The following is a 14,399-nucleotide window of genomic DNA, read 5'->3' as shown; positions in this document are numbered from 1 at the left end:
CACATGAGCCAAGAACGGATGGGAACTGCGACCGAAGCAGGTAAGGGCGAGACGACCGCCGCCGCGCACGACTGCGTGCTGCTGGCCGCACCGGTGTGGACTGCGCAGCCTGTACGCGCGGCATCGGCGTCGGCGGATGAGCATGCGGTGCTGCTGTACGGCTGGCCGCAGGCCATCGTCGCGGCGCTGCGCGCGGGTTGGCCGCGGACGCAATGGATCGATCTCGGCGCGGGTAGCGATCAAGGCGATGCGGGAGCGGCTTACGCGCAGCTCGCACGTGGGTGCCTGCAAGCGGTGCAGTCGCTGCTGCAGCGCAAGCCGATGCTGCGCACGCGGGTGCAGTTGGTCGTGGCCGACAGCGCCGACGCGGCGACGGCGACCGGGCTGGGCGGCTTGTTCGCCAGCGTCGGCCTGGAGAATCCGAACCTGATCGGCCAGGTACTGATGTTGCCCGCGGACAGCGACGCCGCCGCGCTGGAAGCGATCCTGCGCAGCGAACGCGAGGCCGCGCCGGAACCGCTGCTGCGCCATGCCGGCGGCCAGCGCTGGGTGCGGCGCTGGGGCGTGCTCGATCCGGCGCCTGCGCCTCATGCCGATAGCGTGTTCAAGCACGACGGCACCTATCTCATCAGCGGCGGCCTCGGCGGCCTCGGCCGTTTGTTCGCGCGCGAGATCCTGTCGCATTGCCCGGCCGCGCGCATCGTCCTGTGCGGCCGTTCGCAGCCTGATGCCGCCGGCGAACGCGCGCTGGCGCAGCTGCGCGAGGGCGGCGCCCGCGTCGATTATCTGCAGGCCGACATCGCCGACGAAGCCGTCTGCGAGCGTCTAGTCGCGCAGATCCAGGCCGACGGCAGCCGCCTGCGCGGCATCGTCCACGCGGCCGGCGTGCTGCGCGACGATTTCGCGCTCAAGCTCAGCGCGCAGCGGCTGGACGAAACCTTGGCGCCGAAAGTCGCCGGCGCAGTCGCGCTGGATAGCGCCACCCGCGCCGTGGATCTGGATTTCTTTTGCCTGTGTTCGTCGATCGCGGGCTGGGCCGGAAACCTCGGCCAGAGCGGTTATGCAGCCGCCAACGGTTTTCTCGATGCTTACGCCGAACGCCGCGCCGTGCTGGCGATGGCCGGCGAGCGCCACGGCCGCAGCCTCAGCATCGCCTGGCCGCACTGGCGCGATGGCGGCATGGGCACCGACGCCGCCAGCATGGCCGCGCTGCGCCGCCGCACCGGGCTGGGGTCGCTCGCCACCGCCGACGCGATGCGCGCGTTCGCGCGCCTGTTGACTGCAGGACCGGCACAAGCGCTGGTGCTTTCGGGCGACGAGACGGCGTTGCGAGCGGCCTTGCAGTCGGCGGCGCCGACCGTGGCGACGTCGTCCCACGCCGTGCCTGTACTGCCGCACGCCGCTGCCGTAGACGATGCCGAGTTGGAACGCCGCACCCGCGAATTCCTGCGCGCCGAATTCGCTGCCGTGCTCAAGCTGCCGGCCGAGCGCATCGAGGCGCGCGCGCCGCTGGAGAAATACGGGATCGACTCGATCCTGGCGATGAGCCTGACCGCGCGCCTGGAAGCCAGCTTCGGCACGCTCGCCAAGACCTTGTTCTTCGAATACCTGAGCCTGGACGAGCTCAGCGGCTATTTCCTGCGCGCCCACGCGGCCACGCTGCGCGCGATGTTCGCGCCCGCTGGGGCCGTATCCGCGGCGCCGGCCGCCATCGCTGCATCGGCTACCCCGGCCGCGCCGACGATGCTCTCGCGCCGCCAGCGCCGCCGTTTCCTGCCGTTGCCGGCCGGTACGGCGCAAGCGGCCGCCACGCCTGCACCGGTCAACGAACCCATCGCCATCGTCGGCCTCAGCGGCCGCTATCCGCAGTCGCGCGATCTCGATGCGTTCTGGCGCAACCTGCGCGACGGCCGCGACTGCATCGAAGAAGTCCCGGCCTCGCGCTGGAACTGGCGCGAGCACTACAGCGACGATCCCGCCCGCGACGGCGCCCACCGCAGCAAGTGGGGCGGATTCATCGAAGGTGCCGACGAGTTCGATCCGCGCTTCTTCAACATCGCCCCGCGCGAAGCCGCATCGATCGATCCGCAGGAGCGATTGTTCCTGCAGCACGCCTGGATGGCGGTCGAAGACGCCGGTTACACCCGCGCCAGCCTGCAGATGGCGCCGGCATCGGGTCAGTCCGGGCAACCGGGACAAGTCGGCGTTTACGCCGGCGTGATGTACGGCGAATACAACCTCTCCGGCAGTCTGGCCAGCATCGCCAACCGGGTGTCGTGGTTCCTCAATCTGCATGGGCCCAGCCTGACCCTGGACACCATGTGCTCGTCCTCGCTGACCGCGATCCATCTGGCCTGCCAGGATCTGCGCCTGGGCCGCACCCGCGCCGCCATCGCCGGCGGCGTCAACCTGAGCATCCACCCGAACAAGTACCGCATGCTCAGCGGCGGCCAGTTCCTGTCCAGCGACGGCCATTGCCAGAGCTTCGGCGAAGGCGGCGACGGCTATATTCCGGGCGAAGGCGTCGGCGTGGTCGTGCTCAAGCGCCTGTCCGACGCGCAGCGCGACGGCAACCACATCTACGGCCTGGTGCGTGCCAGTGCGCTCAATCACGGCGGCAAGACCAACGGCTACACCGTGCCCAATCCGCAGGCCCAGGCCGACGCGATCGCCCGCGCGCTGGCCGAGGGCGGGGTGGATCCGCGCCGGGTCGGTTACATCGAAGCGCACGGCACCGGCACCAAGCTCGGCGATCCGATCGAGATCGCTGCGTTGACCCGCGCGTTCCACGCCGACAAGCCGGCGCACGAACGCGACACCGGCTACTGCCTGATCGGCTCGGCCAAGTCCAATATCGGCCATTGCGAATCCGCGGCCGGCGTCGCCGGCGTGACCAAGGTGCTGCTGCAGCTGCGCCACAAGCAGATCGTGCCGTCGCTGCATTCGGCCCGGCTCAATCCGCATATCGATTTCGCCAGCACGCCGTTTGTGGTCAACCAGAGCTTGCGCGACTGGCCCGCGCCGCAGGTCGACGGATACGCCGCCCCGCGCGTCGCCGGGGTGTCCTCGTTCGGCGCCGGCGGGTCCAACGCGCATCTGCTGATCGAGGAATACATCGCGCCCGCAGCACCGGCGCAAATGCCCGGCGACGTGCTCGCACCGTTGTCCGCGCGCACGCCGGCGCAACTGCGCGAACGTGCGCAGGCGCTGTCGGCGTGGCTGGAGCAGGCCGGCGACGGCGTCGATCTGGCCGCGCTCGCGCATACCCTGCGAAGCGGGCGCGAGGCGATGGAAGAGCGGCTGGCGATCCTGGCCGGCTCGGCAGCGCAACTGCGCGAGCGGTTGCAGGCTTGGCTCGATGGCCGCGACGCTGCCGGTGTCTACAGCGGGCAGGTGCGTGCGCACCGCGAGCAGTTAGCCGGTTTCGAAGCACAGGCGCCCGCGCGCCAGCGCGAATGGGCGCAGCAGCGCGATCTCGCTGCGTTAGCGTCATGGTGGGTCAAGGGCCTGGATGCCGACTGGACGCTGTTCGCGAGCACGGATACGCCGCGTCTGCTGAGCCTGCCGGCTTACCCGTTCGCGCGCGAACGCTATTGGAACGATCCGGTCGCCGCTGCGCCGTCCGCGGCACCGACGTTGCTGCATCCCTTGCTGCACGCCAATACCTCCGACCTGCAGCGTCACGCTTACAGCTCGCGTTTCGCTGGCGAGCCCTGGTTGCGCGCCGGCGACGATGGCGAGCCGGCGGTTCCGACGTTGATGGCGCTGGAAATGGCGCGCGCAGCGCTGGCGCTGGCTGCGCCGGATGCGGACTGGGAACTGCGCGGGTTCGCCTGGGGCGAAGCGCTGGCCGCCGGTCCGGAGCGGCGCCTGCATACGGTGCTGCTGCCGCACGATGCGCAGCGCGTGGATGTGGAGATCTACAGCGAGCGCCACGGCGACGACGAGCGCGTGCATGCGCAGGCGCAGGCGCACCGCGTCGAGGCGGTGACCGATGCGCTCGATCCGGCCGCGCTGCGCGCCGGCTTGAGCGAGAACCCGCAGGCGGCGGGCGAGGGCATCGCGCGCTGGCACGAAGGCGAGGGCCGTTGCCTGCTGGAACTGCAGGCGCACGACGCCGATGGAACCTTGTTGGGGCCGCGAGTTGCCGCGGCCCTGGAAACGGCGTTGCAGCGAATCGGCGGCGGTGCGCCGCAGCCATTGCGTCTGCGTGCGTTGCGCGTCGGGCGTGCCCGTGGCCCGCTCGCATTCGTGTCGCTTCGGCGCGACGGCGAGGGCCGTTTCGATCTCGACCTGTGCGACGCCGAAGGCCGTCTCGCGCTGCGCTGCCTCGGCCTGGAGTGCGCGTTCGCGCCGCTCGCCGAGTCCGTTGCACCGACGCGAGCTGCGCCGACTATCGACACGCCGTCCGTGCCACAGAAGCTGCCTGCGGCCGCGATGCTCGCCGACGAGCCACGCGAGATTTTGCTGCCCGAACTGCTGCCCGAATCGCCGCTTCAGACGACCGTCGCTACTGCGCCCGCAGCGCTGGAAAAGCCCACTGGAATCATCCTGCTCGCCAGCGCGCCGGTCGCGACCGACGCGCCGCGAACCAAGGCGCGCATCGAATTGGCCGCACCCGGTGCGGCGGCTGCATCCGTTACGGCGGCCCCAGTCGCCGCCGCGCGAGTGCGCCTGTTTGCGCTCGGCGAAGGCGTGTTCCGCATCGAACTGCAAGACGGCGATATTGGCGCCGCCGCTGCCGCGCTGACGCAAGCGTTGCGCCGAGTCGTCGCTGAACCCGATGCGGGCGCCGTGCTGCTGCAGACGCCGGCGGGTTCGGCCTGGCACGGCGGCAATGCGGCCGTGCGGGCGCTAGCCCAGCACGGCGTGTTTACTGCGTTGGCAGAGTGCGCCGCACCCGTAATCGCCATGCCGCGCGACGGCGCGACCGGCGCGGGACTGTTGCTGGCCGCGGCCTGCGATTTCATGGTCGGCGGCGAACAGGCGGTCTACGCCTATGCCCAAACCGATGCGGACATCTTTCCGCAGCCGTCCGAAGCGCGTTTCTTCCAGGCCCGACTCGGCGCGGCGCTGGCGCAGGCACTGCTGTACCGCGGGGCGACGCTGCGCGGCGCGGAGTTCAAGGCGTACGGCTTGGCCGCGCGCATGGTCGCTTCGGACGAAGTCGCGACCAGCACGCTGGAACTGGCGCAACGCCTCGCACGCGGCCGTCAGCCGGCGCTCGGCCTGCTCAAGCGCCATCTCGGCCGCGACTTCGCCGGCGCACTGGCCGCGATCGGCAGCGCAGCGCCCGCGTCTGAACCGCCCGCCGCGCCGCGCACCCTGCAATTGGACGCTGCCGACGCCGCGACGCTGCACGCCGCGCTCGAGGCCGAACTGGTCCACGCCGCAACCCAGACGCCGTGCGCGTTGGTGCTGACCGGTTCGCTGCAGGCCGAGGCCGGCGGCGACGAACAGACCTGGGCGCGCATCGCCGCGCTGCTGCGCGACTACCCGGCCCCGACCGTGTACGCGCTCGACGGCGAAGGCGAGGGTGCGCCGTGGTGGCTGGCGCTGCATTGCGACAGTGCAGTGTTCGCGCCGGCGCGCCGCTACGGTTGCGGCACGCTCGCCCACAGCCTGCTCGATGCCGTCGCCGAGCGCGCGCCGCGCTTGCTCGGCGCGCAGGCGGGCCGCGAACTGTGTCTGAGCGGCGAGGCCTGGACCGGCGCGACCCTGGCCGAGCGCCAGCCGGCGCTGGCCTGCGCCGAGGATCCGCGCGCGTTCGCGCTGGAACTGGCGCAACGCTGGAGCCGCTGGCCGGCCGCAACGCTGCGCGGCTTGACCGAGTTGCGCGCGCATGCCGAAGGCGATACCGAAGAGGCGGGCGAGCCGAGCAAGCCCCAGGGCGAGACGCCCACGCTGCCGTTGAGCATGCCCGCGCTGAGCGCGCGCCTGCACGCCGACGGCGTGGCCGTGATCGAACTGCACGACCGCGAGGCCCGCAACATGTTTTCGGCTGCGCTGGTCGACGGCCTCAAGCGCGCCGTCGCCGCGATCGGCGCCGACGCTTCAGCGCGCGCTGTGGTGCTGTGCGGCTACGACAGCTACTTCGCCACCGGCGGCACCCGCGACACCTTGCTGGCGATCCAGGAAGGCCAGGCCCGCTTCACCGACGAGACCGTGTTCCAGGCGGCGTTGGAGTGCGCGCTGCCGGTGGTAGCCGCGGTCCAGGGCCACGCCATCGGCGGCGGCTGGGCGTTCGCGATGTTCGCCGACCTCACCGTGCTCAGCGAGGAAAGCCGCTACCTGAGCCCGTACATGGGCTACGGCTTCACCCCGGGCGCGGGTTCGACCCTGGTGTTCCCCGCGCGCATCGGCCACGATCTGGCGCGCGAAACCCTGCTCGGCGCCGGCGAAATCGCCGGCAGCGAACTGCGCGAACGCGGCCTGGCGCTGCCGGTGGCGCCGCGGCGCGACACCGTCGCCCAAGCGCTGGCGCTGGCGCAACGTCTGGCCGCGCAACCGCGCGAGCGCTTGATCGCGGTCAAGCGCGCCGCCAACCGCGCCTTGCGCGCGGCACGCGCAGCGGTCTATCAGCGCGAGCTGGACATGCACGCGGCAACCTTCGTCGGCGACGCGCGCACGCTCGGCCTGATCGAAAGCAAGTTCGGCGCGGCCGCGCCTCAAACCCCGCCCGCCGTAGTGACCGCTTCCGCACCGGCCGCGGCGCAGGTTGCGGCGACCGACATCGGCGCCGTCGTCGAACGGCTGCGCCAGTTGTTGGCGCAGGAGCTGTTCCTGCAACCGCAGGAGATCGACGACACCACGCCGTTCATCGATCTCGGCCTGGACTCGATCACCGGCGTCACCTTTATCCGCAAGATCAACGCCCACTACGGCGTCGAGATCGAGGCGACCAAGGTCTACAGCCTGCCGACCTTGCGCGCGCTCGCCGGTCACGTCGCCGAGATCGCCGGCATCGGCGCAGGCGCTGCCGTGTCCGCGTCGGTCGTCGCGCCGGCCGCTGCGGCGGCCGTTGCGCCGGCTGTGCCCGCCTCCGCAGGCGGCGAAGGCGAGGGCGCCTTGCTGGCGCAGGTGATCGAACGCCTGCGCGACCTGCTTGCGCGCGAGCTGCACCTGCACGCCGAGGAGATCGGCGAAACCACGCCCTTCATCGACCTGGGCCTGGATTCGATCACCGGCGTCACCTGGGTGCGCAAGATCAACGAACGCTACGGCATCGAGATCGAAGCGACCAAGGTCTACAGCCATCCGACCCTGGCCGGCATCGGCCGCTACGTGCTGGCCGAGGCCTTGCGCGCTGGCACGCTGGCCGCGCCGGCCGTATCGACGGTGCCGATGGCCGCGCCTGCTGCGGCCGTTGCTGCACAGCGTAGCGATGCCACTGCGTTCGCGAAGTCCAACGCACTGGTCAGCTGGCGCCGCACCGGCGCCGTCGTCCGCAGCGCCGTCGCCCCCGCAATCGCGAAGGCGCCCGCAGCGAACCCGATGACCCGCCCGATCGCAGTGATCGGCATGGCGGGCCAGTTCCCGCAGGCGCGCGACCTCACCCAGTTCTGGCGCAACCTCGCCGAAGGCCGCGACTGCATCGGCGAAGTCGGCGCGCAACGCTGGAGCCTGGGCGCGCATTACCGCCCCGGCGCGGCCACGCCGGGCTACAGCTACGCCAAGTGGCTCGGCGCGCTGGACGACTTCGACCGCTTCGATCCGCTGTTCTTCAACATCTCGCCGACCGAAGCCGAGAGCATGGATCCGCAGCAGCGCCTGTTTCTGCAGGCCTGCTGGCAGAGTCTGGAGAACGCCGGCGTCGACCCGCAGACCCTGGCCGGCCGCGATTGCGGCGTGTTCGTCGGCTGCGGTCCCAGCGACTATCACCAGCAATCGCAGGCCCAGCGCCTGAGCGCGCAAGGCTTTACTGGTGCGGCCACTTCGATCCTGGCCGCGCGCATCGCCTATTTCCTCAATCTGCGCGGCCCGTGCCTGTCGGTCGACACCGCTTGCTCGTCGTCGCTGGTGGCCATCGCCAGCGCCTGCGACAGCCTCAACGCCGGCCACAGCGAGCTGGCCCTGGCCGGCGGCGTGTACGTGATGGGCGGGCCGTCGATGCACATCATGACCTCGCAGGCCGGCATGCTCTCGGCCGATGGGCGTTGCTACAGTTTCGACCAGCGCGCCAACGGTTTCGTCCCCGGCGAAGGCGTGGGCGTGCTGCTGCTCAAGCGCCTGGAGGATGCGCAGCGCGACGGCGACCGCATCGACGCGGTGATCGAAGGCTGGGGCGTCAACCAGGACGGCCGCAGCAACGGCATCACCGCGCCCAACGAGGACGCGCAGACCCGTCTGCTGCAATCGGTGTACCGTCGTTTCGGCATCGACCCCGGCAGCATCGGCCTGATCGAAGCGCACGGCACCGGCACCAAGCTCGGCGATCCGATCGAAGTGGCCGCGCTCAAGGCCGCGTTCGCGCCGTTCACCCAGCGCGCCGGTTACTGCGCGCTGGGCTCGGTCAAGAGCAATATCGGCCACTGCCTGACCGCGGCCGGCGCGGCAGGCGCGATCAAGCTGGCGTTGGCGCTGCGCCACCGGCAGTTGCCGCCGAGCGCGAACTTCCGTCAGCGCAACGAGCACATCCGCCTGGATGGCAGTCCGTTCTTTGTCAGCGAGCGCCTGCGCGAGTGGGACACGGCGGCGGAGGCGCCGCGCCGCGGCGCGGTCAGCTCGTTCGGTTTCAGCGGCACCAACGCGCATCTGGTCCTGTCTGAATACGTCGCTGGTGCGGCCGCACCAGCGCGTGCGCTCGATGAGCGCGGCGAGTATCCGCTGGTGCTGTCGGCTCGCACCGAAGAACAATTGCGCCAACGCGCGCGCGATCTGCTTGGGTTCCTGCGTCGCAGTGACGCGCCGGCGCCGGACCTGTTGGAGATCGCCTACACCTTGCAGACCGGGCGCGAGGCGATGGGCGAACGGCTCGGGATCATGGCCGGTTCGATCGACGCGCTGGCCGCCAAGCTGGAGGCCTTCCTCGATGGTCGTGACGATGTCCCGGGCCTGTTCCAGGCCCAGGTCCGCCGTCATCGCGAAGGTTTGCAGCTGATCAGCCAGGACGCCGATCTGCGCGCCACGTTGATCGGCAAATGGCTGGAGCAGGGCCGCCTGTCCAAGCTGCTGGAGCTGTGGTGCAAGGGCCTGGAGCTCGACTGGAATGCGCTGTACGGCGAGCAACGTCCGCGCCGGATCGAGCTGCCGGAGTATCCGTTCGCGCGCCAGCGCTATTGGCTGGAGTCCGAAGCCGTGGCCGCACCGGTCGTCGTCAGTCCCGCAACCGCCATCGCACCGGCCGTTGCTGCGCCGCCCGCGACGCATCCGGCGCGCGATTCGCTGAGCTACGTGCGCCAATGGGAAGAATTGCCTGCTGCTTCGGCCGCGCCGGCTATCGCCGCGGCCAATGTGCTGATCGTGCTTAGCGACGCTTGCCACGGCCTGGAACGCGACCTGATCGAGCACCATCGCCGCAACGGCGCCGAACGCGTGCGCCTGCTCAGCTTCGGCGCCGAGACCGCACAGCTGGACGCCGAACATTGGCAGTGCGGCCTCGACGACGCGCAGGGCTTCGCCCGCGTGCTCGCCGACCTGCCGCGAGTCGATGCGCTGTATTTCCTCGCCGCCAGCGAACGCGCCGCGCACAGCGACGACGACGCCGAAACCTGCCAGCGCCGCAATGAGCGCGCGCTGCTGCGGTTGAGCCAGACGCTGCGGAGCGAGGCCAAGCTCGGCGATTCGCTGGATGCGTACGTGCTCACCCTCGACAACCATCCGCCGCATGGCGACGCGGGCCGCAGCTGGGGCGCCGGTGCGTCCGGGCTGGCGCATGCGCTGGCACAGGGCCAGCATCGCTGGCGGGTGCGCAACCTCGACTTGTCGTCCGACGATCTCACCGGCGCGCCCGCCACGCGTGCGGCCGCACTCGCCGCAATCCTCGCCGAACCGGCCTCCGACCGCGGCGAACTGATCCGCCTGCAGGCCGGCAAGCGCTACCGCCAGGGCTTCCTGCGCCTGGACTGGGGCGATGCCGTGCCGGCAAGCGATGCGCGCGCTGCGTTCAAGCACGGCGGCGTCTATCTGATCGTCGGCGGCAGCGGCATCGTCGGGCGCATCGTCACCCGCGAGCTGATTGGTCGGTATCGCGCCCAGGTGGTGTGGATCGGCCGCAGCCCGGCCGACGCGCCGCGCATCCGTGCCGCGTTCGATCAGTTCGGCGCCGCGCTGAGTTATGTCCAGGCCGACGCGCTCGACGAGGCCGCGCTGCGCGCGGCGCTGGCGCGGATCCAGCGCGAATGTGGGCGCATCGATGGCGCGGTGTTCTCCGGCATGGAGTTCGGCGCCGACGACGCGGCCGAGGCCATCGACGAAGACGCGTTCGCGCGCATCGTCGCGGTCAAGACGCAGGGCGTGCGCGCGTTCCATCGCGCGGTACGCGGCGAGGCGCTGGACTTCGTCTGCTACTTCTCCTCCGGCCAGGCCTACGCCTTCTCCGGCGCGGCGCGGCTGAGCGCCTACGCCAGCGGCATCGGCCACGCCGATGCGTTCGTGCGCGCGGTGCGCGGCGAATGCGGCTTCCCGGTCGGCATCCTCAACTGGGGCTTCTGGCAGGCCGCGGTGGACGAGCGCATTGGCAAGCTCGAGCGCGTCTCCACCCGCAGCCTCGACGCGCTCGGCGACGCCGAGGGCTTCGACTGCTTCGAGCGCTTTATCGCCGAACTGCAGCGCGGCCGCGTCGATCAGGCCTTGTGCATGCGCGCCTCGCCCGAGGTGGAAGCGCTGATGCGCTGCGACGCCAGCCAGTACCTGCGCCTTGACGCGCCGCAGGCCGCGCGCGAAGTGGCGCTGGATGAGGCCGCGTTGGCGATCGACGCCGGCGCGATCGCTGCGACCGTCGCCGCCCACGCCGAGCGCGGGCTGGAGCCGTGGTTCGCGCGGCTGCTGCGGGCGCAGCTGGAGCGCATGGCAGGCCCAGCCCTGGCCGAGGCCGCGCACAGCGCGGAGCAGTTGCAGCGGCGCTGCGCGATCCAGGACAAGTACCTGCCGTGGCTGCGCGCCAGCCTGGAGCTGCTGGCCGCGCACAACCTGGCCGAGTTGGACGCCGACGGCGCGCTGCTGCCGTCCCCGCCGCTGGACGCCGACGCGCTGTGGGCGCAGTGGCGCGAGCGCCTGCCGGGCTATCTGGCCGATCCGCAAAGCCGCGCCCTGGCCGAGCTCAGCGACGAATGCCTGCGGCGCCTGCCCGAGATACTGCGCGGTGGCCTGCTTGCCACGGACGTGCTGTTTCCGAACGGTTCGATGGACAAGGTCGCCGGGCTCTATCGCGACAACGCCACCGCCGACACCTTCAACGATCTGGTCGCCGAGGCGGTGGCCGCCTACGTGCGCCGCCGTCGCGAGCGCGATCCTTCGTTCCGCCTGCGCCTGCTGGAGATCGGTGCCGGCACCGGCGGCACCTCCAAGCGTGTGTTCGAACGCCTGCGGCCGCTGCGCGAGGCGGTGGAACGCTATTGCTACACCGACCTGTCCAAGGCATTCTTCCTGCACGCGCAGCGCAACTACCTGCCTGAGCATCCCTACATCGTCTGCCAGCGTCTGGATATCGAGCAGCCGGTGGAAGCGCAGGGCATCGCGGCCTTCGATTACGATCTGGTCATCGCCACCAATGCGCTGCACGCCACCGGCGACATCCGCCGCACCTTGCGGCACGCGAAGACCGCGCTGCGCGCCGGCGGCCGACTGATCGTCAGCGAGATGAGCGACAAATCGCTGTCCACCCACCTCAGCTTCGGTCTGCTCGATGGCTGGTGGCTGTTCCGCGACGCCGAGCTGCGTGTGCCCGGCTGTCCTGGGCTAGCGCCGGAGACCTGGCAACGAGTGCTGGAACAGGAAGGTTTCGACCAGGTCGCACTACCGGCGCCGCAGGCGCAGGCGCTGGGAAACCAGGTCGTGATTGCGCGCAGCGATGGCGCGGTGCGCCGGGTCTGGAGCGCGGCCGAGGCGCCGGCGCAGTCGGTGGCCGTGGCCGCCGCGGCGCCGACGCGGGCAACGATGCGGACGGCTTCGCCGCCGCGCGATCCCGCCACTGCAGTGCGCGATGGCATCGTCGAATGCCTGTCGCACACGCTGAAAATGGACGCGGCCGAAGTCGCAATCGATATCGCCTTCTCCGATTACGGCATAGATTCCATCCTCGGCGTGGCCTTCATCGAGCGGGTCAACCAGCGCTTCGGCACCGCGCTCAACACCGCAGTGGTGTTCGAGTTCTCCTCGATCCAGCGCCTCGCCGCGCATCTGTTGCAGGCGCATGCGGGCAAGCTCGAGGCTGCGCTGGCGACGGCGCAGCAGGCCGAGGCGACGAATGAAGCAAGCGCGAGCGAAACATCGGTCGCTGTCGTGGCGCCGCCGTCTGCGGTCGTCGCAGCGCCCGTTGCGGCGTCGTCCACCGACACGCCGGCCGCCGACATGCCTATCGCGATCATCGGCCTGTCCGGCCAGTTCCCTAAAGCCGGCGATGCCGACACGTTCTGGGCCAACCTGATCGGCGGCGTCGACGGCGTCGAGGAACTGCCGCCGGCCTATCTGCGCGCGGAGGATTTCAGCGCCGACAAGCGCCGCGGCAAGACCCGCTGCAAGTGGGGCGGCGTGCTGGCCGAGCGCGACTGCTTCGACCCGCTGTTCTTCAATATCTCGCCCAAAGAGGCCGAGTCGATGAATCCGCACCAGCGCCTGGTCATGCAGGAAAGCTGGAAGGCGCTGGAAGACGCCGGCTACGATCCCAAATCGCTGGCCGGTAGCCGCACCGGCATCTACATCGGTGCCGAACCGGCCGGCTACATCGGCGACAGCTTCACCGGGTTGTCGGATGCGATCATCGCCTCGCGCCTGTCCTACGCGCTGGACTTCAACGGCCCGGCATTCGTCGTCAACACCGGCTGCTCGTCCTCGGCGGTGGCGATCCACCTGGCCTGCGAGAGCCTGCGCAACGGCGAGTGCGATCTGGTCTTGGCCGGCGGCGTCAACGCCTGCATGAACCGCAAGGTGCTGCTGCGGCTGGACGAGATCGAGATGCTGTCGCCGAGCGGCCGCTGCTTCACCTTCGACCGCGCCGGCGACGGCACCATCATCTCCGAAGGCGTGGGCATGCTGGTGCTCAAGCGCCTGGACCGCGCGCTCGCCGACGGCGACCCGATCTACGCCACCGTGCGCGCCTCGGGCATGAACCAGGACGGCGCCAGCAACGGCATCACCGCGCCCAACGGCGCCGCGCAGGAGCGGCTGATCCTCGACACGTACCGCCGTTTCGGCATCGATGCCGGTCAGATCGGCTATGTCGAAGCCCACGGCACCGGCACCCGCCTCGGCGATCCGGTCGAGACCAATGCGCTGGTGCGCGCGTTCGGCCGCGACAGCGGCGGCCGCGCCGGCTGGTGCGCGCTGGGCAGCGCCAAGTCGCATGTCGGCCACGCTGCCGCGGCGGCCGGCGTGATCGGCGTGATCAAGGTGCTGCTGTCGATGCGCCACGGCCGCCTGCCGGGGCTGCTGAACTTCCGCGAGCTCAATCCGCTGATCGAACTCGACGGCTCGCCGTTCTACATTAACACCCAGGCCATCGACTGGCGCGGCTTCGACGGCGCGCCGCGCATGGCTGCGCTGAATTCGTTCGGCCACAGCGGCACCAACGCGCACCTGGTGCTGCAGGAACACGTGGCGCAGGCCGTCGCGCCGCGGCCGGTGCAGGAGCCGCTGGCGCTGCCGCTGTCGGCGCGCAGCGAGGAGCAGTTGCTGCACAAGGCGCGCGATCTGCTCGCCTTCGTCGAGGCCCGCGGCGACGGCTTCGACCTGCGCGCCGCTGCGCACACCCTGCAGAGCGGACGCGAGGCGATGGAGGAGCGGCTCGGCATTCTCGCCGCGAGCCCGCAGCAGCTGATCGCACGCCTGCGCGAGTGGCTGCGCGACGGCGCCACCGAAGGTTGCTGGCGCGGTCGCGCCCGTCGCGGCCAACCGGCTCGCGTCGAAGCGTCCGAGGCCGGCGCGACGCTGCAGGCCTGGGCGCAGGGCGCGGTGGTGGATTGGACGGGCTTGTGGCGCGGCGACTTGCCGCGGCGCATGCGCCTGCCGGTCTATCCGTTCGCTAAGGAGCGCTATTGGATCGACTCGGCGTTCGAAAGCGACGGCAGCCGCACCGCTGTAGCCGCAAGCACCGCCGCGGCGAGGCCAGCGAGCGCGGGCACCGATTCCATCGACGCCATCCTCGGCCGGCTCGAAGACGAAGCGCTAGACACCGACGACGCCGTGAAGCTGTTGCGTGCCCTGGTCTGAACCGGGCCGCGGTTGCGCACGCACACCACCGC

At 70.7% G+C, this 14,399-nt stretch carries 1 protein-coding gene; it reads left to right on the top strand.

The genetic code is table 11. The features are described from left to right. Positions 1–3 precede the first annotated feature (3 nt). Entirely contained in the window at positions 4–14,367 is a 14,364-nt protein-coding gene (locus BLU84_RS26560; RefSeq protein WP_139175007.1) for an SDR family NAD(P)-dependent oxidoreductase, read from the top strand. The last annotated feature ends 32 nt before the right edge of the window (positions 14,368–14,399 follow it).

The sequence above is a fragment of the Lysobacter enzymogenes genome, assembly GCF_900106525.1.
Taxonomy (GTDB): Bacteria; Pseudomonadota; Gammaproteobacteria; order Xanthomonadales; family Xanthomonadaceae; genus Lysobacter; species Lysobacter enzymogenes.
This window is presented reverse-complemented; position numbering and strand designations above follow the sequence as displayed.